The 20,865-nt window shown below is 73.5% G+C and carries 16 protein-coding genes and 1 riboswitch; of the genes, 10 read left to right on the top strand and 6 right to left on the bottom strand.

Annotated elements, in window-relative coordinates; all coding sequences use genetic code 11:
- Positions 1-102 precede the first annotated feature (102 nt).
- Positions 103-1,572 carry an MFS transporter gene (locus MTQ01_RS08960; protein WP_374207697.1) on the bottom strand — a complete coding sequence of 490 codons (1,470 nt, stop codon included), beginning with the start codon at positions 1,570-1,572 and terminating at the stop codon, positions 103-105.
- Between the two features lie 182 nt (positions 1,573-1,754).
- Between MTQ01_RS08960 and MTQ01_RS08955 the strand changes: the two genes are divergently transcribed.
- The 3 genes from MTQ01_RS08955 (at position 1,755) to MTQ01_RS08945 (ending at position 4,529) form a co-directional block, all read left to right on the top strand.
- Positions 1,755-2,396 carry a class I SAM-dependent methyltransferase gene (locus tag MTQ01_RS08955; RefSeq protein WP_247488368.1) on the top strand — a complete coding sequence of 214 codons (642 nt, stop codon included), beginning with the start codon at positions 1,755-1,757 and terminating at the stop codon, positions 2,394-2,396.
- A complete protein-coding gene (locus tag MTQ01_RS08950; RefSeq protein WP_247488366.1) occupies positions 2,393-3,466 on the top strand; it encodes an N-acetylmuramoyl-L-alanine amidase in 1,074 nt (357 codons plus the stop codon). The genes MTQ01_RS08955 and MTQ01_RS08950 overlap by 4 nt, the downstream gene beginning before the upstream one ends.
- 184 nt (positions 3,467-3,650) lie before the next feature.
- Positions 3,651-4,529, top strand: a complete 879-nt coding sequence (locus tag MTQ01_RS08945; protein WP_247488364.1) for a DUF5336 domain-containing protein — start codon at positions 3,651-3,653, stop codon at positions 4,527-4,529.
- A gap of 316 nt (positions 4,530-4,845) precedes the next feature.
- On the opposite strand, the gene MTQ01_RS08940 is transcribed toward MTQ01_RS08945, so the two are convergent.
- The 3 genes from MTQ01_RS08940 to MTQ01_RS08930 all read right to left on the bottom strand — a co-directional run bounded on the left by MTQ01_RS08940 (position 4,846) and on the right by MTQ01_RS08930 (position 8,108).
- The gene (locus tag MTQ01_RS08940) at positions 4,846-5,934 is read right to left on the bottom strand and encodes a prenyltransferase/squalene oxidase repeat-containing protein (protein WP_247488362.1); all 1,089 of its coding nucleotides are present in this window, start codon (positions 5,932-5,934) and stop codon (positions 4,846-4,848) included.
- The gene (locus MTQ01_RS08935; RefSeq protein ID WP_247488360.1) at positions 5,931-6,671 is read right to left on the bottom strand and encodes a class I SAM-dependent methyltransferase; all 741 of its coding nucleotides are present in this window, start codon (positions 6,669-6,671) and stop codon (positions 5,931-5,933) included. Before MTQ01_RS08935 ends, MTQ01_RS08940 begins: the two co-directional genes overlap by 4 nt.
- A 114-nt stretch (positions 6,672-6,785) precedes the next feature.
- The gene (locus MTQ01_RS08930) at positions 6,786-8,108 is read right to left on the bottom strand and encodes a glycosyltransferase family 4 protein (RefSeq protein WP_374207661.1); all 1,323 of its coding nucleotides are present in this window, start codon (positions 8,106-8,108) and stop codon (positions 6,786-6,788) included.
- A 292-nt stretch (positions 8,109-8,400) separates the two neighbouring features.
- On the opposite strand from MTQ01_RS08930, the gene MTQ01_RS08925 reads away from it, so the two are divergent.
- The 6 genes from MTQ01_RS08925 to MTQ01_RS08900 all read left to right on the top strand — a co-directional run bounded on the left by MTQ01_RS08925 (position 8,401) and on the right by MTQ01_RS08900 (position 15,290).
- Positions 8,401-9,030: a TetR family transcriptional regulator gene (locus MTQ01_RS08925; RefSeq protein ID WP_247488359.1), complete on the top strand. Its 630-nt coding sequence runs from the start codon at positions 8,401-8,403 to the stop codon at positions 9,028-9,030.
- A 165-nt stretch (positions 9,031-9,195) separates the two neighbouring features.
- A riboswitch (cobalamin riboswitch) is annotated at positions 9,196-9,305 on the top strand.
- A gap of 172 nt (positions 9,306-9,477) precedes the next feature.
- On the top strand, positions 9,478-10,767 hold the full coding sequence (locus MTQ01_RS08920) for a prenyltransferase/squalene oxidase repeat-containing protein (RefSeq protein WP_247488358.1): 1,290 nt from the start codon (positions 9,478-9,480) through the stop codon (positions 10,765-10,767).
- Complete coding sequence (locus tag MTQ01_RS08915; RefSeq protein ID WP_247488356.1) at positions 10,767-11,546, top strand: SCO2322 family protein; 780 nt, start codon at positions 10,767-10,769, stop codon at positions 11,544-11,546. The genes MTQ01_RS08920 and MTQ01_RS08915 overlap by 1 nt, the downstream gene beginning before the upstream one ends.
- Positions 11,543-12,700: an energy-coupling factor transporter transmembrane component T gene (locus MTQ01_RS08910; RefSeq protein WP_374207659.1), complete on the top strand. Its 1,158-nt coding sequence runs from the start codon at positions 11,543-11,545 to the stop codon at positions 12,698-12,700. Before MTQ01_RS08915 ends, MTQ01_RS08910 begins: the two co-directional genes overlap by 4 nt.
- Positions 12,697-14,307, top strand: a complete 1,611-nt coding sequence (locus tag MTQ01_RS08905; RefSeq protein WP_247488355.1) for an ABC transporter ATP-binding protein — start codon at positions 12,697-12,699, stop codon at positions 14,305-14,307. The genes MTQ01_RS08910 and MTQ01_RS08905 overlap by 4 nt, the downstream gene beginning before the upstream one ends.
- Positions 14,304-15,290 carry an ECF transporter S component gene (locus MTQ01_RS08900; protein WP_247488353.1) on the top strand — a complete coding sequence of 329 codons (987 nt, stop codon included), beginning with the start codon at positions 14,304-14,306 and terminating at the stop codon, positions 15,288-15,290. The genes MTQ01_RS08905 and MTQ01_RS08900 overlap by 4 nt, the downstream gene beginning before the upstream one ends.
- Positions 15,291-15,409: 119 nt before the next feature.
- On the opposite strand, the gene MTQ01_RS08895 is transcribed toward MTQ01_RS08900, so the two are convergent.
- Positions 15,410-17,617 (bottom strand): bifunctional glycosyltransferase 87/phosphatase PAP2 family protein, encoded by a 2,208-nt coding sequence (locus MTQ01_RS08895; protein ID WP_247488350.1) that lies wholly within the window; start codon positions 17,615-17,617, stop codon positions 15,410-15,412.
- A gap of 349 nt (positions 17,618-17,966) precedes the next feature.
- On the opposite strand from MTQ01_RS08895, the gene MTQ01_RS08890 reads away from it, so the two are divergent.
- On the top strand, positions 17,967-18,344 hold the full coding sequence (locus MTQ01_RS08890; protein WP_247488347.1) for an antibiotic biosynthesis monooxygenase: 378 nt from the start codon (positions 17,967-17,969) through the stop codon (positions 18,342-18,344).
- A 60-nt stretch (positions 18,345-18,404) separates the two neighbouring features.
- Here MTQ01_RS08890 and MTQ01_RS08885 read toward each other — a convergent pair whose 3' ends face one another.
- Positions 18,405-20,426, bottom strand: coding sequence for an MFS transporter (locus MTQ01_RS08885; protein ID WP_247488345.1), 2,022 nt, complete (start codon positions 20,424-20,426; stop codon positions 18,405-18,407).
- Between the last annotated feature and the right edge of the window lie 439 nt (positions 20,427-20,865).

The raw sequence follows: 20,865 nt of genomic DNA, 5'->3' as shown, positions 1-20,865 counted from the left end.
GTGCGGCGGAGCGGCGCAGCCGGAACGCCCGGTGCGCCCGCTGCGTACGTCGGCCGCCGGGCCGTCGTGCTGGTGGGAGCGCCGCGGTCGACGGGCGGCGTCTCAGCGGTGGACGCGGCGGAGTCGGTGCGCCAGTCCGCGCTGCCCGCAGCGTCCCGGCAGGAAGCCGAGCATCACCAGTACCGCCACGCCCAGCAGCCCCGCGCTGGCGGCGAAGGCGTGTGCGAAGCCGGCGGCCAGCTCGCCGGGGTCCTCGCTGCCCGCCGTGCGCGAGGCGGCGATGGTGGAGAGCACCGCCAGGCCCAGTGCACCGCCCATCGTGCGGGAGGTGTTGATCAGCCCGGACATCAGTCCGGCGTTCTCCGGCGGTGCGCCGGTGGTCGCGAGGGTGGCCAGCGGCGTACCGGCGAGGCCCGCGCCGAGTGCGATCAGCATGCTGGGGACGAGCACGGTGAGGGGATAGCTGCCGCCCTCGTGCATCCGGGTCTGCCACAGACAGCCGACGAGCGAGACGAACGAGCCCGCCATCGCGAGGTTGCGGGCGCCCGCGCTCGCCATCAGGCGCGGCGCGATCTTGGAGCCGACGACGATGGTGAAGGAGGCGGGCACCAGGCCGAGTCCGGCCTGGACCGGGCTGTAGTCGAGCACGTTCTGCATGTAGAGGGTCAGGAAGAACCACATGCTGAACATGGCGGCGCCGTTCACCAGCATCGCGACGTTCGAGGCCGACACCGAGCCGCTGCGGAAGACCCCGAGCGGCACCAGCGGCGCCCGTACCTTCGACTCCACCAGCACGAAGAGGCCGAGCAGCAGCAAGCCGAGCGCCAGCGGACCCAGCGCCTGCGGCGAACCCCAGCCGACCGTCTCGGTCTCCACCACGCCGTACGCGGTCGCGCCCAGTCCGACAGTCACCAGCAGCGCGCCGGGGAAGTCCAGGCGGCGACCGGTGCGCACCCTGCGCTCCGAGAGCCACAGCGCCGCGGCGAGCAGTACGACCGCACCGACCGGAACGTTGATCAGCAGCACCCAGCGCCAGGAGAGCGTCTCGGTCAGCACTCCGCCGACCAGTCCGCCCGCCGCTCCGCCGCCCGCGCCCACCGCCGTCCAGGTGCCGATGGCCCGCGCTCTGGCGGGACCGTCGGGGAAGGAGGAGGTGAGGATGGTGAGCGTGGCGGGCGAGAGGATCGCCGCGCCCACTCCCTGGGCGCCCCGGGCGGCGATCAGCTGCCATCCCTCCTGGGCGAGCCCGCCCGCCAGGCTGGCGAGGGTGAACAGGCCGAGCCCGGCGAGGAAGGTGCCCTTGCGTCCGAAGAGGTCGGCCGCTCTGCCGCCGAGCAGCATCAGTCCGGCGAAGGTGATGGTGTAGGCGTTCAGCACCCATTGGAGTCCGGCCGCGGAGAGACCGAGGTCGGCGCGCATCGACGGCAGCGCCACGTTGACCACGGACACGTCGAGCACCACCAGGAACTGTCCCGCGCAGGCCGCCAACAGCACCGCCCAGCGCCGGGGCTTCGAGGGCTGCGGGATCTTGGTCAGCGGGGTGTCAGCGGTCGACTGCGGCATGCTGCACATCGTCCCACCTGTCATGCACCCCGCACCCCCGGCGAGGTGTTCCTGCAAGTGGTGCGCCCGGAGCGGACGGCAGGAAGGGTGCGCGCCCCGCCGAGCCCTCCCGCAACCCGGCGCCGATGCGCCGCGGCGGGCCCGCACCCCGGGCTGGGCGGGTGCGCCGGGATGCGGCAGCATGGGCGCCCATGACCACTCCCCCGGCCGAGATCCTGACGGCCTTCGAAGCGGCGAAGGGCTTCATGCCCCGCGACGAGGGCATCGCCCTGTACGAAGCGGCGACGCGGGCCGCCCGGTTGGGGCTGCCGCTGCTCGAAGTCGGCACCTACTGCGGGCGTTCGACGATCCTGATCGCCGAGGCCGCCCGGGCGGCCGGCGTACCGGCACTCACCGTCGACCACCACCGGGGCAGCGAGGAGCAGCAGCCGGGCTGGGAGTACCACGATCCGGAGGTCGTGGACCCGCAGGTGGGGCGGATGGACACGCTGCCGACCTTCCGGCGGACGCTGCACGCGGCCGGCCTGGAGGAGCACGTCGTCGCACTCGTCGGGCGCTCACCGCAGATCGCCGCCTTCTGGACGACGCCGCTGGGCCTGGTCTTCATCGACGGAGGGCACACCGAGGAGCACGCGAACGCCGACTACGAGGGGTGGGCGCCCCAAGTGGCCGTCGGCGGACTGCTGGTGATCCACGACGTGTTCCCCGACCCCGCCGACGGCGGCAGGGCCCCGTACCTCGTCTGGCGCCGAGCGCTCGACTCCGGTGCGTTCACCGAGGTGTCGGCCACCGACTCGCTGCGGGTGCTGCGGCGGGTGGCGGAGGGCGTATGAGGTGGCGCGGGGGCCCGGGTCCCGACGAGGCCGGCGGCGAGCCCACCGACACCTTCGGGCCAGGTGACGGGACCGGCTCCGGGGGCGGTTCCGGGAGCGGACGTTCTTCCACGGCGCGCCGGGTCTTCACCGCCCTCGCCGTGCTGCTGCCGCTGGGGCTGGTGGCCGGGCTGCTGTGGCTCGACGGCCAGCGCGCCGACGACGCGAGCGAGCGGGCCGGCGGCGACGGCGGAACGAGCGCCGAGTCCCCCGAGACGGCCGGTGGTTCGGACTCGGAGGGCAAGGGCGGTTCGCCCGGCCCGAAGGAGTCGGACGGCTCGGACGCCGATGCCTCCGAGCGACCGTCCCCGGGGGCGAGCGGCTCCCCCGAGAGCCGAAAGTCCTTGCGCGGCACCACTGTTGTGCTCGACCCCGGCCACAACCCCGGCAACCGCAACCACGCCTCGGAGATCAACCGGAAGGTCGACATCGGCACCGCCCGCAAGGAGTGCGACACCACCGGCACGGCGAGCAACGACGGCTATCCGGAGGCCACGTTCACGCTCCAGGTGGCGCGCAAGACCCGCGCGCTGCTCGAACAGCGGGGCGCCACCGTGGAGTTGACCCAGGACGACGACCGGCCGTACGGGCCCTGCATCGACGAGCGGGCCCGCATCGGCAACGAGGCGAAGGCCGACGCCGTGGTCTCCGTGCACGCCGACGGCTCGATGGCGCCGGACAACCGCGGCTTCCACGTGATCGCACCGCACCGGGTGCGCGGCGGAGAGGCCGACACCTCGCGGATCGTGGGTTCTTCGGCCAGACTCGCGGGACGTCTGGCGGACAACTTCCGCAAGGCGACCGGGATGCCGGCCTCGAACTACCTCGGCAGCGACGTCGCGGCCACCGGTGTGACAGTCCGGGACGACCTGGGCGGACTGAATCTGTCCAAGGTGCCCAAGGTGTTCCTGGAATGCGGCAATATGCGACACAGCAAGGACGTTGCCTTGCTCACAGATGACCATTGGCAGGGGAAGGCAGCCCGGGGAATTGCTGACGGCATCACTGCCTACCTGGTAGGAAACCGTTAGCGAGCGGTGGCCGCAGCGGTGTGTGCGAGATCCCGGGTGCCACCGGCCCGCTCGACGTCCGCCGGTCGGCGCCCACAGGCAGCCGTCTCCGGGGGGAGGCAGTCGCCCGCTCCGCGCTTCCGTACGATGGTGGCCGCCCCCGTACTGACCAGACCATGACGAGACGACCAATGAAGGATCTGACGTGAACAACCGCTCGCTCACACGAGGCGACCTCATCGTAATCGGAGCAGCGGTACTGCTCTTGGTCGCCTCGTTCCTGGACTTCTACGAATTCAAGGGTGTCGTGGGGGGAGAGTCCGACAGCCGCAACGCCTGGTCGAACTTCTGGTTCCCCGCGCTCTTCTCGATCTACCTGGCCGGTGTCATCGCGGCGGGCCTGACGGCCGGTTCGCGTTTCGTACCCGCGCACCTGAAGGTGCTCGGCCTGACGCTCGACCAGTGGGGCCTCACACTGGCGATCTTCACCGCCTGGACCGCGCTCTGGACTCTGTTCGCCAACCCGCTGGGCGCCGAGGAGGCGCTCGACATGGGGATCGGCCAGATCCTCGGAGCGATCTTCGCCGTGGGTCTTGCCGTGGCCGCGGTCCTGAACCAGCTGCTGGCCCCGCTCAAGCTGCCGATCAGCGGCGGCCCGTCGGCGCCCGCCAGCCCGTACGGCCAGCAGCCGCAGGCCGGTTACGGCTACCCGGGCGCCCAGCAGCCCGGCATGCAGCAGCCCGGTGCGCAGCAGCCGCAGGGCGGCTACGGCTACCCCGGCGCCCAGCAGCAGCCCGGTGCCCAGCAGCCCTACGGTCAGCAGCAGCCGCAGCAGGCCGCCCAGCCGGCCGCGCAGCAGCAGCCGCAGGCCGCGGCGCCGGACCCGAACTTCCAGCCCTTCTGGTTCGCGGTACCGGTCGCCCGTCCGCTCTTCGCCGAGGACGGTTCGCAGACCCCGGTCGCCGAACTCGCCCCGGGCACCTGGTACCTGGCGGTGGAGCAGCGCGGTCAGGCGCTCGTCGCCCAGACCCAGGACAACCGCCGCGGCATTCTGCAGGACACCTCCGGCATCCAGCGCGGCTGAGTCTCCGGCACGCACCACGAGACGGCCCCGCCGCTCCCCCTCACGGGGTGCGGCGGGGCCGTCTCGCTGTGACAGCGCCCGTTGCGGGCGGTACGCCGTACGCCGTGCCCCCAACGGGCGCCCGGCCCGGGGGTGTTGGGGTGCCGGCCGCAGCGCACGGGCCCGGGGACGTTCAGCACCCGCGGGCGCCCGCAGCTCCGGCACGGGCCGGCGGCCGCGTACGCCCGGTCACATCACGACGCTGCACTTGCGGCGTCCCGCTGCGAACGGGCGGTCGTCCCGCAGCCGACGGGCGGACGGACGGCCGCGGGGCGGTTCAGCTCGCGGCGGGCGGGCGGCAGCAGTCCGGCGGGGCGAGGCCGCGCGGCAGGCGCTCGGCGCCGAAGACCTGCACGGTGGCCTCGTCGCCGCCGAGCGCGGCGACCGCCAGCAGCAAGGACGCCGCGGTCCAGGCGGTCTGCTCGCGGGGCCACACCGCTCCGTCGTCGAAGACGTAGCCGGTCCAGTAGAGGCCGTTGTCGGCGCGCAGGTGCTGGATCCAGCGCAACACGTCCAGCGCCCGGTCGGATTCGCCCATCACCCAGAGGGCCAGGGCGAGTTCGGCGCTCTCCCCGCCCGTCACCCAGGGGTTGGGGACGACGCAGCGCACCCCCAGGCCCGGGACCACGAAACTCTCCCAGTCGGCCTCGATGCGCCGTTCGGCGGCGGAGCCGGTGAGCGCCCCGCCGAGCACCGGGTAGTACCAGTCCATCGAGTAGCGGGACTTGTCCAGGAAACGCTCGGGGTGGGCGGCGATGGCGTGGCCCAGCCGGCCGACCGCCAACTCCCAGTCGGGCTGGGGCTCTTCGCGGTGTTCGGCCAGGGCCAGCGCGCAGCGCAGCGCCTGGTAGATCGAGGAGCTGCCGGTGAGCAGCGCGTCGGTCACGGGGGTGCCGTCGCTCTCCCGCTTCCAGCCGATCTCGCCGCCGGGCTGCTGGAGTTCGAGCACGAAGTCCACCGCTCGGCGCACCACGGGCCACATGCGGTCGAGGTAGGCGTCGTCGCCGGTGGACAGGTAGTGGTGCCAGGCGCCGACGGCCACGTACGCGCAGAAGTTGCTCTCCCGGCCGCGGTCGGTCGGTTGGTCGGCGTCGCCGTCGTGGTAGGCGGCGTACCAGGCTCCGTCGGGGAGTTGGTGCTCGGCGAGCCAGTTGTACGCGGCGCGGGCGGCGGTGTGCTCGCCCGCGGTGTCCAGCGCCATGGCGGCCTCGATGTGGTCCCACGGGTCCAGGTGGTGGCCGCGGAACCACGGGATCGCGCCGTCCTCGCGCTGGATCGCCAGGATGCCGGCCACGGTGCGGCCGGCCTGCTCGGCGGTCAGCACCCCGGGCAGCACGAGCCGTTCGGTGCGCTCGGGGCTCGTCACGCGGAGACCTTCGACCGGTGCGGCTTGGTCGCGTAGACCACGAAGCTCTTGCCCATCACCGGGTTGAGCGCCTGCTCGGCGACTCGGGTGAGCAGCGGCTTCTTCATGATGTCCCAGACCAGCAGACGGTGGTACGCGCGCACCGGCAGCGCCGCGTCGTCGCCGTCGCGGTCGACGCCGAAGGCGCACTTGAGCCACCAGTAGGGCGAGTGCAGCGCGTGCGCGTGGTGGCTGCCGTACGGGCGCAGCCCGGCGCCCTTCATCCGCTCGACCAGCTGCTCGCCCTTGTAGATGCGGATGTGGCCGCCCTCGACCTCGTGGTAGGCGTCGGACAGCGTCCAGCAGATCTTCTCGGGGCCGTAGCGCGGGACCGTGACGGCGATCCGGCCGCCGGGGCGCAGCACCCGGACCATCTCGGCCAGTACGCCCTTGTCGTCGTGGATGTGCTCCATGACCTCGGAGATGATCACGACGTCGAAGCTGTCGTCGGGGAAGGGCAGGGCGAGTGCGTCGCCCTCCATGGCGGTGGCGGTGGCGCCCGCGGGTGCCTCGCCGGCCTCCTCCATCGCCGCGAACCACTTGGCGACCTCGCGGATCTCCTCGCTGTTCTGGTCCAGGGCGACGACCTGGGCGCCGCGCCGGTAGCACTCGAAGGCGTGGCGGCCCGCGCCGCAGCCCAGATCGAGCACTCGGTCACCTGGCGCGAGGGGGAACCGGGAGAAGTCGACGGTCAGCACGGTGCACTCTGCTTTCGTCCGGGGGTGCGGGATGGATGTACGGGGGCGATGGATCGGTTGGGGTGGATCGTCGCGCGGTCGCGGGCGGGTCCGCGCCGCGGCTCCGACGGCGGGTCAGCGGGCGGCGGCGCCGCGCGCGACGGCCTCCCGGTAGCGGTCGGCGGTGCGCAGGGCCGCCTGCTCCCAGGTGAAGCGAGCGAGAACACGTTCCCGTCCGGCGGTGCCGAGGCGGGCCCGCAGCTCCTGGTCGCCGAGCAGTCGACCGAGCGCCGCGGCCAGCGCTCCGGCCTCGCCGGGCGGCACCGCGAGGCAGGTCTCCCCGTCGGGTCCGGCCACCTCGGGGATGGCGCCGCCGGTGGTGGCGACCAACGGCGTGCCGGTGGCCATCGCCTCGGCGGCCGGCAGCGAAAAGCCCTCGTACAGCGAGGGAACGCAGGCGACCTGGGCGCTGCGCAGCAGGTCGGCGAGCTCCCGGTCGGAGATGCCCTTGACGAACTCGACGGCCCCGCCCAGCCCGTACCGCTCGATGGCGGCGGCGACCGGTCCGTCCTCGGCGCGCTTGCCGACCACGACCAGATGGGCGTCGGGGTGCTCGGCGCGGGTCTTGGCCAGCGCCTCGACGAGGTGGACAAGCCCCTTGAGGGGCACGTCGGCACTGGAGGTGGTGACGATGCGGCCCGGCACGGTCGGTACGGCCGGGTCGGGCGAGAACAGCCTGCTGTCCGCGCCGATGTGCACCACGTCGACGCGTTCGGGCCGCACACCGAGGTGTTCGACGATCTCGCGGCGCGAGGTCCCCGAGACGGTCAGCACCGAGGGCAGCCGCCGGGCGACCCGGCGCTGCATGCGGGTGAAGCCGTACCAGCGGCGGACCGAGGCGCGGCGGACCGGGCCCTGCGCGGCGTCGAGGTCCAACTGCCGGTCCACGGTGATGGGGTGGTGGATGGTGGTCACCAGCGGCGCGCCGAGATCGCCCAACAGCCCGTACCCGAGCGTCTGGTTGTCGTGGATGACGTCGAACTCCCCGCGTCTGGCCGCCAGATGACGGCGGGCGCGCAGCGAGAAGGTCAGCGGCTCGGGGAAGCCGCCGGTCCACATGGTGGCGACCTCCACGGCATCGACCCAGTCGCGGTACTCGCCGGGCCGGGGCGTGCGGAACGGGTCGGGCTGACGGTAGAGGTCCAGCGAGGGCAGCTCGGTGAGGGGGACGCCCTCGTCGAGCACCGGGTAGGGCTGGGCGCCGATCACCTCGACGCGGTGGCCGAGCCGGGCCAACTCCCGCGAGAGGTGGCGGACATAGACGCCCTGCCCGCCGCAGTACGGATTGCCCTTGTAGGTGAGGAGGGCGATGCGCAGGCCGCCGTCGCCCACCGGACCGTCGGCGAGGTCTGCGGCTGCCTGTCGCGGAGACGGGTCCCGTACGGCCTCAGCGTTCACACGCGGCCCTTTCTCACTGGCCAGCCGGGATTCCACGACTGGTTACTCGCCGGAAGCTTCTGTGTGAGCGTAGTCGCTCGCGATAAGCTAGAACAAGTTACAGAAGTGCGTTCCGGTGAGGCGTCCTCACTGAGTGCGCGTCTTCGGTGCTCACCGCACGAATCTACCGGCCGGTCACCTCGCCCGCCGGGGCGGAACCGGTGATTCCCACCACCACGGGCCGCTTCGCCGGCCCGCCCGGAGTGGGTCTCGTGCTCGCTCACCTCGTCAGATCCGGAGCTGTTCCCCCCTCATGACCACACCGTCGAACCCGTCCGCTGCCACTCCCCTGACCGAGCGCCAGGAGGAGCGCCGACGGCGCATCCTCAAGGCCGGCGTCCGGCTGGCCAGGCGCGGCGGGTTCGACGCCGTGCAGATGCGCGAGGTGGCCGACTCCTCCCAGGTGGCGCTCGGCACCCTCTACCGGTACTTCCCCTCCAAGGTCCATCTGCTGGTCGCCACCATGCAGGACCAGCTCAGGCAGCTGCACGACGGACTCCACCGCAGACCGCCCACCGACGCCGAGCCCGCCGCCCGGGTGGCGAACACTCTGATGCGTGCCTTCCGCGGGCTCCAGCGCGACCCTCAGCTGGCGGACGCGATGGTGCGGGCCTGCCTGTTCGCCGACCGCTCGGTCAGCCAGGAGGTCGACGTCGTCTCCCAGCTGACCAGGCGGATCATCCTGGACGCGATGCGTCTGGAGGGGCCGCCGAACGCGCAGCAGATGGCCGCGGCCCGGGTCGTGGAGCACACCTGGCACTCGACGCTGATCACCTGGCTCTCCGGGCGGGCGTCGATCGGCGAGGTGAAGGCCGACATCGAGACGGTCTGCCGGCTGGTCGAGCTTCCCGCCGCCACCCCGATCCCCGACGACCGGGGCTGACCGCCCGCACCGGCTGCGGAGCCCGCCGCGCACTGCCACCGGACGGGCGGCGCGGGACGTGCGGTGCGGAGCGGGCGTCCGGTGTGCGGGCGATGGGCGGGCGTCCGGCGGGTGGCGTTCGGGCCGGCGCTACAGTGGCCGGTGCACAACGCACGTCCACGCACGGGGGAAGCCGGTGGGAATCCGGCGCTGACCCGCAACCGTCAGCGGACCGTACGCCCCGGGCGCCCGACGCCCGGACCCGGCGGCGTACGCGCCCGCGAGCCGGAGCACCCGCACGTGGACGCCAGGCGGGCGCGTCGACGGCGGTCGGGGTGCCCGCGGCTCCCGGCACGACGGTGCCGGCACCGTCGCGGAACGCGGATGCTGAGCCCGGCAGAGCCCCACACGCGGTGTGGCCTCTCCCGGTGCGCGGTGACCGCGGCCGCTCACCGAAAGGCATCGAGAATGTTCCTGCGTCGCAGCGCGGCGGTCCTCGCCGGCGCGGCCCTGCTGGGCTCGGCCGGTGTCCTCGGGGCGCCCGCCGCTCTGGCCGACGAGTCGCCCTCGCCGAAGCCGAAGCTCCCCTCCGGCCTGTACGGGAGCGCCGACCCGCAGTACGACGGGGTCTACCGACAGTCCCTCGCGCTCCTCGCGCAGGACGCGGTCGGCGTCGTACCGGCGAAGAAGGCGGTGAACTGGCTGGCCCAACAGCAGTGCGACGGCGGGTCGTTCACCGCCTACCGCCCCGACCCCGGCGAGCCCTGCGGCAGCGGCTCGGGCGAGGACGCGGCCGACACCAACGCGACCGGCGCGGCCGTACAGGCGCTGGCCCGGCTCGGCGGTCACGGCAAGACCGTCGCCGCCTCGGTGACCTGGCTGAAGTCCGTGCAGAACAAGGACGGCGGCTGGGGCTACAACCCGGGCGGCGACTCGGACGCCAACTCCACCGCGCTGGTGGTCGGCGCGCTGGCCGCCGCGGGCGAGAAGCCCGGCGAGGTCGTCTCCAGGACCGGTGACCGCACGCCCTACGACGCCCTGCGCGCACTCCAGTTGGGCTGCGACGCGGATGCGGGCGAGCGCGGTGCCTTCGCGTACATGCCGGAGAAGGGCGAGCTGGCGGCCAACGACGCCGCGACCGTCGCCGCCGCGCTGGCTGCACACGGCTCCGGTTTCGCCTCCGTCGCCGCGGACCGGCCCGCGGCGGCCGAGGACGGCGACGCCACCGAGGTCGCCGCGCCCTCCTGCGGCGAGGACGACACCTACGCGCAGAAGGACAGCGCCAAGGCCGCCGCCGCGTATCTGAGCGGCGCGCTGAAGGAGAACAAGGGCTTTCTGCCCTCGGTCACACCCGGCGCGCAGGACCAGCCCGACCACGGCAGCACCGCGCTCGCCGCCCTGGCGCTCGCCGGCATCGGCGAACCGGGCGCGGCGGCACGGCCGCTGGGCTGGCTGGAGAAGAACATCAAGGGCTGGGACGGTGTCGCAGGCAACCCGGCCGCGCTCGCCCAGCTCGTGCTGGCGGTGCACGCCTCGGGCGGCGACGCGACCGACTTCGCCGACACCGACCTGGTGAAGCGGCTGAACGCCACCGGCCCCGAGCCGGAGAAGTCCGAGCCCGAGGACGCCGGCGCGGACGAGGCCGAGGAAGACGACGGAGGATCGAATCTCGTGCTGTGGATCGTGGGAGTGGCGCTGGTCGCCGGTATCGGCCTGGGACTGCTGATGAGCATGCGCAAGGGCGGCAAGAACAGCTGATGCGCATCGAGTGCGTCCGTGCGTCGGTGCGGGCCGGGTCGCTGGTGGCCGTCGCCGCCGTCCTCTCGCTGGTGGCGCCGGTGACCGGCGCCGTGCCGGCGGAAGCGGCGGACGGCGGTTACCGCTACTGGTCGTTCTGGACCGCGAGCGAACAGGGCGAGTGGCGGTACGCCCAGCAGGGGCCCGCCGGGCTGCGGCCCGACGACGGCGAGGTGGTCGGCTTCCGCTTCACCGCGAGCCGCGACGCCGGTGACGGTGCCGGTGACGGCGCCGGTGACGGCGACAGCGAGACCGGAGGAACGGGCGACGGCCGGGGCGACGGTGCGACACCGCGGCCGAGCGCGGACTTCCGGGAGATCTGCGCGGACACCGGCCCCGCGGCCGGGAAGAAGCGCGTCGCACTGGTCGTCGACCCCGGGACCGTGGCCGACGCGCCCTCCGGCGAGAAGCCCCCCGAGCCACACACCGCCTGCGCCCTGCTGGAGCCCCGCGGCAGTGCGGCGGACGCGCTGGCGGCCGAGGCCCCGCCGCTGCGCTACGACTCCTCGGCGCTGCTGTGCGCGATCGAGGGCTACCCGAAGTCCGGTTGCGGCGAACGCATCTCGGGCGCCGGCAAGGACGAACCGGACAACTCCGGGGACGACCGCGACGGTTCGGGCGCCGACGGAGGCGACGCGGTCGAGGACGGCGGGCCGACCGCGCCGCTCTACATCGGTGTCGGAGTCCTGATCCTCCTCGCCGCGGGGGCCGCCCGACAGGTACGGCGCCGCCGCCCGTGAGCCCGGTTCACACCTCGCGGCTGGCGGCCGGTCTGCGCGCGCCCGAGGACAGCCGTGCCGCCGCGCTGCACGCCGGCGCGTGGTGGCTGTGGGCCCTCGGGCTCGCCACCGCGGCCTCCCGCACCACCAACCCGCTGCTGCTCGCCCTGCTCGTCGCGGTCTCCGGGTACGTCGTCGCCGCCCGGCGCACCGACGCCCCCTGGGCACGGGCGTACGGCACCTTCGTGAAGCTGGCGCTGCTGGTGCTGGCGATCCGGCTGGTCTTCGCGGTGCTGCTCGGCTCGCCGATCCCGGGCACCCACACCCTGTTCGTACTGCCCGAAGTCCCGCTGCCCGACTGGGCCCAGGGCGTACGGCTCGGCGGCCGGGTCACCGCCGAGGGGCTGCTGTTCGCGTTCCAGGACGGTATGCGGCTGGCCACCCTGCTGATCTGCGTGGGCGCGGCGAACGCGCTCGCCAATCCCGCCCGACTGCTGAAGTCCCTGCCCGGAGCGCTGTACGAGGTCGGGGTCGCGGTGGTCGTGGCCATGACGTTCGCCCCGCACCTGGTCGCCGACGTGCAGCGGCTGCGGGCCGCGCGACGGCTGCGCGGACGCAGCGACCGAGGAGTGCGGGCGATCCTCCAGGTGGCGCTGCCGGTACTGGAGGGGGCGCTGGAGCGCTCGGTCGCCCTGGCCGCGGCGATGGACGCACGGGGGTACGGGCGCAGCGCCCGAGTGCCGCGCTCGGTGCGGCTGTTCACCAACGTCCTCACCCTCGGCGGGCTGCTGGGGGTGTGCGCGGGCACCTACGGGCTGCTCGCCGCCGAGGGAGCGGTCTTCGGTCTGCCGCTGCTGCTCCTGGGACTCGCCGCCGCGCTCGCCGGACTCCGGCTCGGCGGCAGACGCGCGGTGCGCACCCGCTACCGGCCGGACCGCTGGGGTCCGCGCGCCTGGCTGGTCGCGGCCTCGGGCGGCGCGGTCGCGGCGGCGATGCTCTGGGGTGCGGCGAGCGATCCGCAGCTGCTCAATCCGCCCGCGGTGCCGCTGGCAGCGCCCGAACTCCCGCTGTGGCCCGCCGCGTTGACGCTGCTGGGGCTGCTGCCCGCCGTGGTGGCACCACGGCCGCCCGACGCGGGCGCGGACCGCGCACCCACGAAGGAGGACAGCCGATGATCCGCTTCGAGGAGGTCTCGGTGCACTACGAGGGCGCCCCCGCGCCCGCGCTCACCGGCGTCGACCTGACCGTCCCCGAGGGCGAACTCGCCCTGCTCGTCGGCCCGTCCGGGGTCGGCAAGTCGACGCTGCTCGGCACGGTCTCCGGGCTCGTCCCCCACTTCACCGGCGGCACGCTGCGCGGGCGGGTGACCGTCGACGGCCGCGACACCCGTACCCACCGGCCGCGCGAACTGGCGGACGTCGTCGGCACAGTGGGCCAGGACCCGCTCGCGCACTTCGTCACCGACGTCGTGGAGGACGAGCTCGCCTACGGAATGGAGTCGCTCGGGCTGCCGCCGGAGACGATGCGCCGACGCGTCGAGGAGACCCTGGACCTGCTGGGCCTCGCCGAACTGCGCGACCGGCCGATCGCCTCGCTCTCCGGCGGCCAGATGCAGCGTGTCGCCATCGGGTCCGTCCTCACTCCCCACCCGCGGGTGCTGGTCCTCGACGAGCCGACCTCCGCACTCGACCCGGCCGCCGCCGAGGAGGTGCTGGCCGTGCTCCAGCGCCTGGTCCACGACCTGGGGACGACGGTGCTGATGGCCGAGCACCGGCTGGAGCGGGTGGTGCACTACGCCGACCAGCTCGTCCTGCTGCCCGGCCCCGGCGAGCGCGCCCGGTCCGGCGAACCGGCGGAGCTGATGGCCCACTCCCCGGTCCGGCCACCGGTCGTGGCGCTCGGCCGGCTCGCGGGCTGGACGCCGCTGCCGCTGTCGGTGCGCGACGCCCGCCGCCGGGCGTCCGGCCTGCGCGAACAGCTGGCCGACCGGCAGCCGGAGACCGAACGTCCGGTGCCGGGCGAGGAGTTGGCGCGCACCCAGCGGCTGCGGGTACGGCGCGGCCGCCGCACCGTGCTGCACGAGCTGTCGCTGACCGTACGGGCCGGGGAGACGGTGGCGCTCATGGGCCGCAACGGCGCGGGGAAGTCGACCCTGCTGCGCGCCCTGGTCGGCGGCCACGAGCCGGCCGGCGGCACCGTACGGGTCGGCGGACTGGAACCGCACCGCACGCCCCCGGGCGAACTGCTCCGGCACGTGGGCCTCGTGCCCCAGGAGCCCCGCGACCTGCTGTACGCCGACACCGTCGCCGCCGAGTGCCGGGCCGCCGACCGCGACGCGGGCGCCGAGCCGGGCAGCTGCCGGGCGCTGACCGCCGAACTGCTGCCGGACATCGCCGACGACACCCATCCGCGCGACCTCTCCGAGGGACAGCGGCTGGCGCTGGCCCTGGCGATCATCCTCACCGCCGCTCCCCCGCTGATCCTGCTGGACGAGCCGACCCGGGGACTGGACTACGCCGCGAAGTCGCGACTGGTGACGGTCCTGCGCGGACTCGCCGCCCGCGGCCACGCGATCGTGCTGGCCACCCACGACGTGGAGTTGGCCGCCGAGTCCGCCGGGCGGGTGCTGATCATGGCGCAGGGCGAACTCGTCGCGGACGGTCCGACCGCCGAAGTCGTCGTCTCCTCACCGGCGTTCGCACCGCAGATCGCCAAGATCCTCGCGCCGCAGCGCTGGTTGACGATGCCGCAGGTCCGGGCGGCGCTGGCGGACGACCGATGAGCGAGCGGCACGAGGCGGACCCGGCGACTCCCGCCGAGGGGCCCGGCAGCACGTCGGGCGGCACCGGCGGGACGGCACCGGACGGGCAGGCGCGGGAGCGGCGGGCACGGGACCGGCAGGCGCCGGACCGGCAGGCGCGGGCCGTCCGGCTCGGCGGGCGTTCGGCGTTCGCGCTCGGGCTGGTGTCCGCGGTGGGGGTGGTGGCCTTCGGCTGGCCGCTGCTGGCCGACTCCGCCTCCGGGCTCGCCCACTCCCGGGACGCCCCCTGGCTCTTCGCCGCGCTGCTGCCGCTGCTGATCGCCGTGGTCGTCGCGACCATCGCCGACACCGGGCTGAACGCCAAGGCGGTCGCCATGCTCGGGGTGCTGGCCGCCGCCGGCGCCGCACTGCGACCGCTGGGCGCGGGCACGGCCGGACTCGAGCCGATGTTCTTCCTGATGGTGCTCGCCGGCCGAGTGCTCGGCCCGGGGTTCGGCTTCGTCCTGGGCGCCGTCTGCATGTTCGCCTCGGCGCTGCTGACCGGCGGCGTCGGCCCGTGGATGCCCTTCCAGATGCTCTCGATGGGCTGGGTCGCGATGGGCGCCGGACTGCTGCCGGGCGCCGACAACCTGCGCGGACGCGGGGAGTTGGCCCTGCTCGCGGTCTACGGCGCGGTGGCCTCGGCGGCGTACGGGCTGGTGATGAACCTCCAGGGCTGGACCTACATCGCCGGGCTGAGCAGCGGTATCTCCTTCGTGCCCGGCGATCCGGTGACCGAGAACCTGGCCCGATTCACGGCGTACTGGCTGGCGACCTCGCTCGGCTGGGACCTGCCCAGGGCGCTGCTCACCGTCGTACTGACGCTGACGCTCGGCGCGACCGTCCTGCGGGCGCTGCGGCGAGCCACCCGGCGGGCCGCCTTCGACGTGCCCGACGTGCCCGGCCGGCCCGACGTGCCCGACCTGCCCGGCCGGCCCGACCGGCCGGCTCCGGCCGCGGACTGAGCCGGCCACCCGCAGCCGGGGCCCGGTCGCACCGGGGTGGGCCGTACCGGAGAGCCGGTACCGGCGCCGGCCGATACGGGTACGTACCGGTGCCGGTGCGAACAGCCCGGTGGGTCGGCTCAGTTGAGTACGGGCTCGGAGCCGGCGCCGTCTCCGTCCTGGTCCGCGTCCTTGTCCGCACCCGCGGCACCGGAGCCCGCGCTCCTGCGGGCCGGGACAGTCACCCGTTCACCGGCCTCGCGCGGGCGCGGGGCCGTCGACCGCGCGGAACCGGCCGTGAGCGGCTCCCGCCCGTCGTGCGCGCCGTCGGAGTCGCCGTCGGCCGAAGCATCCCGGCCGCTGCCGGCCTCCGCCCGGTCGGCGGCGTCCGCAGCGGGCGGCGCCCCGGTGTCCGCGTCGGCACCGGACAGGGCGGCCGAACGGCCGGGGCCGAAGCGCCGCCAGAGGCCCGCCAGCACGAACCCGGCGGCCACCACCACCGCGCCGCCGGCGGCGTCCAGCAGATAGTGGTTCGCGGTGCCCATCACCACCACGGTGGTGAGCAGCGGATACATCCAGCCCAGCAGGCGCGCCCAGAGCCAGGGGCTGGCCCGGATGAGCACGATGCCCGCCCACAGCGACCAGCCCACATGCAGCGAGGGCATCGCCGCGTACTGGTTGGAGACGCCGGTCAGCACGCCGAAGCTCGGATCGTCGAAGTCCTGCGGGCCGTTGATGGTGTCGACGTAGGAGTGGTCCGGCATCAGCCGCGGCGGTGCGAGCGGGTAGAGCAGGAAGCCGACGAGGCCCAGCAGCGTGGCGTAGCACAGTGCGTTGCGCGCCCAGCGGTAGGTCGGCGGGCGGCGCAGATAGAGCCAGGCGAGCACGGAGACGGGGACCAGGAAGTGGAACGCCCCGTAGTAGAAGTTCATGCTGCTCTCGAGCCATGCCGTACGAGCCACGACCTCGTTGATCCACAGCTCCCAGTCCAGGTGCAGTGCCTGCTCCAGGTCGAGGATCTGCTGACCGTGCCCCTCGGCGATCTCCCGGCTGTCCGGCGCCAGCGAACGCACGTAGGAGTACGCGAAGTAGCCGACCCGGATGAGCAGCAGCTCCAGCATCAGATGCGGTCGGCTGAACGGGCCGGACGGCTCGGGGTTGTCCCAGGCGGGCGAGGTGCGGGAGACGAACGGCAGCGCGAGCGCGGCGGCGAGCGCCACCAGCAGCGGCGCGTTCTCACCGAGCGGGGCCAACCAGGCGATCTTGGGCACCAGCGCTTCGGAGCTGAGGCTGAGCACCATGACGACCAGCACCGGCCACACCAGCCGGTCGCCCTTGCGGCGACCGATCCGGCCCACCAGCGCGAGCAGGATCCACAGCTGCTGGTGCTGCCAGGCGACCGGCGAGACGGCGACGACGACGCAGCCCACCAGCGCCGCCGCCAACAGCAGTTGACCGTCCTGCGCATACCGGACGGCACGCCGCAGACCGAGCACGACCACGGCCGCGGCGAGCAGCAGGAAGAGCACGATCTCCAGCGGCCCCGACAGCCCGAGCCGCAGCAGCAGACCGTGCAGGGACTGGTTGCCGACCTCGTCGGGAGCGCCGCCGAGCCCCACTCCGGCGAAGTGGCCGAGCCAGTAGTCCGCGGAGGGCGCCGGCATCGCCGCCCAGGCGACCAGCGAGGCCAGCAGGAACGTCGCCGTTCCGGTCAGCGCCTCGCGCCGTCTGCCCAGCAGCCACAGCAGACCGGCGAACAGCAGCAGTACGGGCTGGAGCGCCGCGGCCAGGCCCACCAGCAGACCGCCGACCGGCACCACCGGCGAGAGGTCGCGCCAAGCCGGTCTGGCGCCGTACACCACGCCGAGGAGCGCCAGCAGCGTCGGCACGACGCCGGCCTCGCCGGTGGAGAACATCGACCGCACCGGCTCGGAGACCAGCAGCACGGCCAGGCTCAGCGGCAGCGCGTACCGCAGTGCCGCGCCCGCGGGGCCGTCCGGCATCCGCCGCAGCGCCAGCACCGCGAGGGCCGCGACCAGGGCGAGCAGGCCGAGCGCCCACAGCACCTCGAAGAGGTCGCGGTTGAGCGCGGCGAACGGCCGCAGCAGCGCGGCTGCGAACGGCGTGCCGGTGAAGGCGTCGTTGTCGTAGACGGCCTGCGGGGAGGCGGGCGCACTGTTGCGCGCGAGCCAGGCGGTGACCTCGGTCAACCGCGGCTCGTGGGAACCGCTCCAGGTCACCACCAGCTGCCGCACTGCCAGTGCCCCGGTCACGAGCCACAGCAGTGCCACTGTCACGATGCTCCGCGAACGCAGCCGCACGGCCCGCTCGCCTGTCTCTTTGCTCAACTCACGTCCCCGTGCCCAGCCTCGTCCGTCCCCCACCCGGGGAACTGTCGTCCCGGATGTCAGACGCAGGACATCACTCTGTCACCTGACCGGAACCCAGTATGAGTCGACCCGAGTCCGGCCGCACAAGCCCGTCAGCTTTCCACGCCGCTCCCCCGCGGTCGAATCCGTCCGCCGGCCGGAAGCTCACCGGCACACCGTCCGGCCGGGTTGCGGAAGAGCCGCAGGGACGCGGTCGCCGGGCCCGCGGGACGGCGTGCGATCGTGGTTCTTCCAGGTCGGACGCCTGCTCGCGGGGTGAAACGGGCGCGGCGCGAGACCAGTCGTGACGAGGACAGGAGTGCCGGCCGTGAGCGTCGTCAAGATCAATCTGCTCGAAGTTCCCGAGGAGCAGCGGGAGGTGCTGGAGAAGCGCTTCGCCTCCCGTGCGGGGACCGTCGACAGCGCGGACGGCTTCGAGTGGTTCGAGCTGCTGCGCCCCGTCGAGGGCACCGACACGTACCTGGTGTACACCCGGTGGCGCGACGAGGAGTCCTTCCGGGCGTGGATGGAGGGCCCGATGAAGGCCGCCCACCAGCGCGGCGCCGGGCAGTCCGGCGAGAGCGGGAGCGGGCAGTCCGGCGAGAGCACGGGCGGCGAGGGCACGGGCGGCGAGCGGCCGAAGCCCGCGGCCACCGGCTCGACGCTCTGGTCCTTCGAGGTCGTGCAGCAGGCGGCGCCCAAGTAGCACCGGGCGGGGCGGCAGGGGCGGCGGGGACGGTCCTGTCGGCTTGGCTGCGGGGCGCGATCAGACGTCCCGGACATGGTTGCGGGGCGTCTCGTTGCGCCCGCCGCCCAGCTCGTCGGACAGCTCGTGCACCAGCTCGTAGAGATCGCGCGGGCGGTCCGGCCCCCACCAGTCGCCGAGGAGTTCGCCGAGCGCCTCCTCGCGCGCCTGGGCGACCCTGGCCGCTGCCTCCACCCCGCGCTCGGTGAGCATCAGCGGGATGCCCTCGCGGTAGGCGAGTCCGCGTTCCTCCAGCTGCCGCGCCCCGTGCGCCACCACTTCGCGGTCCAGTTCGTGCCGGTCGGCGATGAGGGCGGGTTCGACGGCCCCGTGGCGCCGTATCCGCAGCAGCAACCACCCCGCGGCGGGCCGCAGGTCCAGGCCGGCCCGCTCGGTGAGGCGCGCGTACAGGTCCCGCCGCCCCTCCCGGCTGCTGAGGACGCTGAGCGCACGGCACAGCTCGTCGCGGGACGAGCGTTCGACCGGGTTGGCGCCCAGTGTCTGGCTTCCCTCCGGCGCCTGCACGCTCTTGCGCAGCGGCGTCTCCTTCAGGAACCAGGCCAGCGCGAAGGCCAGTGCGGTGATGGGCGCGGCCCAGACGAAGACGTCGGTGATCGACTCGGCGTACGCGTGCAGCGCTCCGGTACGCGCCTGCGGACCCAGCTCGGCGACGGCCCTCGGGTCCTCCTGCAGGGACTCCGGGGTCACGCCGGGCGGCAGCCGCTGTCCGGCGAGCACGTCCTCCATCCGCGGGCCGAGCTTGGCGGCGAAGATCGCGCCGAACACCGAGACCCCGACCGAGGCGCCGATGGAACGGAAGAACGTCGCGGCGGAGGTGGCGACCCCGAGGTGCGCGTAGTCGACCGTGTTCTGCACGATCAGGACCAGCACCTGCATCACCAGGCCGAGCCCCAGGCCGAAGACCAGGAAGGCGCCGCTCATCTGCCAGTTGGTGCTGTGCTCGTCGAGGTTGTGCAGAAGCAGCAGCCCGACCGTCATCACGGCGGTACCCAGGATCGGGAAGACCTTCCACCGGCCCGTACGGCTCACCAGCTGGCCCGAGAGCGTCGAGCTGGTGAGGATGCCCAGCACCATCGGGAGCATGTGTACACCCGAGAGCGTGGGCGAGACGCCGTGGACGACCTGGAGGAAGGTCGGCAGGTAGATCATCGTGCCGAACATCGCGAATCCGATGACGAAGCCGATGAGCGAGCTGATGGAGAAGGTGGGGTTGCGGAACAGGTGCGGCGGCAGCACCGGTTCCACGGCGCGCCGCTCGACCCGCACGAAGGCGTACAGCAGGACCAGCGCCGCGGCCGACAGCCCGTACACCTGCGCCGAGGACCACTCCCACTCGGTCCCGCCGAGCGAGGTGACCAGTACCACGCAGGTGGCGACCGAGGCGATGAGCAGCGTTCCCAGGTAGTCGATGTGATGCCTGCGGTCCGGTACCGGGATGTGGAGCACCGCGGCGATCACCACCAGCGCGAGCGCCCCCAGCGGGAGGTTGATGTAGAAGACCCACCGCCAGCTGAGATGGTCGACGAAGAGCCCTCCCAGCAACGGGCCGAGCACGCTGGTGACACCGAACACCGCCCCGAAGAGGCCCTGGTAGCGCCCGCGGTCCCGCGGCGGCACCAGATCCCCGACGATCGCCATGGAGAGCACCATCAGACCGCCGCCGCCCAGCCCCTGGATCGCGCGGAAGGCGATCAGCTCCACCATGGTCTGAGCGAGACCGCACAGCGCCGAACCGATCAGGAAGATGACGATGGCGCCCTGGTAGAGCCTCTTGCGCCCGTACTGGTCGCCGAGCTTCCCCCACAGCGGAGTCGCCGCGGTCGCCGCCAGCAGATAGGCGGTCACCACCCAGGAGAGATGGTCCATGCCGCCGAGGTCGCTGACGATGGTCGGCAGCGCGGTGGAGACGATCGTCTGGTCCAGAGCCGCGAGCAGCATGCCCATCAACAGTGCGCCCAGGGCGAGGTACAGAGTGCGCTTGTCCTGGGCGCTTCGCTCCGGAGTCGGGGGCGCCTGCGTCATCTCTCCATGCTCAGCCCTGAACGGCAGGACGTCCTGCTGAGCGGCGGGACCCCACGGGCGTCGGCCTCGGGTGGCGGTTTCCCGGCGTGAGCGAGTGCCGGCCCGGGGGCGGCGGGGCGCCTCTGGCGGCAGGTTGCGGAGGGGAGGCGGAGTGCGGGCGGCACCTCGGAGAGGCGGGCGAAAACGGGCACAAGCGGTCCCTCGACGGGGCTGGCGCGGCCGGGACAGGTTTTGTACAGTGGAGAAACAAAGTGGCTCCGTTCGTTCCCGCTCCTGACAGCGGGTATCCCTGACCGGCGGACGGAGCCACTGATGTACCCGGGCCCGGAGCCCGCGCTCCGGGCCGTCCACTCCGCCGAGGCCGCCGCCCCGTCCGCGAGCGGCGCCTCCGTACGATCGCAGGAGAGATTCGCGCCGCGATCGGATCCGTCCCGGATCA

The sequence above is a fragment of the Streptomyces sp. XM4193 genome (assembly GCF_023072595.1).
GTDB lineage: Bacteria > Actinomycetota > Actinomycetes > Streptomycetales > Streptomycetaceae > Streptomyces.
The sequence above is the reverse complement of the archived record's forward strand: the minus strand, read 5'-3'. Positions and strand labels throughout refer to the sequence as shown.

What these genes read in the sequence shown, in the direction of transcription:
- MTQ01_RS08885 (WP_247488345.1), bottom strand. Translation starts at nt 20,426, where the DNA reads ATGACGCAGGCGCCCCCGACTCCGGAGCGAAGCGCCCAGGACAAGCGC.
- MTQ01_RS08955 (WP_247488368.1), top strand. Translation starts at nt 1,755, where the DNA reads ATGACCACTCCCCCGGCCGAGATCCTGACGGCCTTCGAAGCGGCGAAG.
- MTQ01_RS08905 (WP_247488355.1), top strand. Translation starts at nt 12,697, where the DNA reads ATGATCCGCTTCGAGGAGGTCTCGGTGCACTACGAGGGCGCCCCCGCG.
- MTQ01_RS08915 (WP_247488356.1), top strand. Translation starts at nt 10,767, where the DNA reads ATGCGCATCGAGTGCGTCCGTGCGTCGGTGCGGGCCGGGTCGCTGGTG.
- MTQ01_RS08950 (WP_247488366.1), top strand. Translation starts at nt 2,393, where the DNA reads ATGAGGTGGCGCGGGGGCCCGGGTCCCGACGAGGCCGGCGGCGAGCCC.
- MTQ01_RS08925 (WP_247488359.1), top strand. Translation starts at nt 8,401, where the DNA reads ATGACCACACCGTCGAACCCGTCCGCTGCCACTCCCCTGACCGAGCGC.
- MTQ01_RS08960 (WP_374207697.1), bottom strand. Translation starts at nt 1,572, where the DNA reads ATGTGCAGCATGCCGCAGTCGACCGCTGACACCCCGCTGACCAAGATC.
- MTQ01_RS08900 (WP_247488353.1), top strand. Translation starts at nt 14,304, where the DNA reads ATGAGCGAGCGGCACGAGGCGGACCCGGCGACTCCCGCCGAGGGGCCC.
- MTQ01_RS08920 (WP_247488358.1), top strand. Translation starts at nt 9,478, where the DNA reads ATGTTCCTGCGTCGCAGCGCGGCGGTCCTCGCCGGCGCGGCCCTGCTG.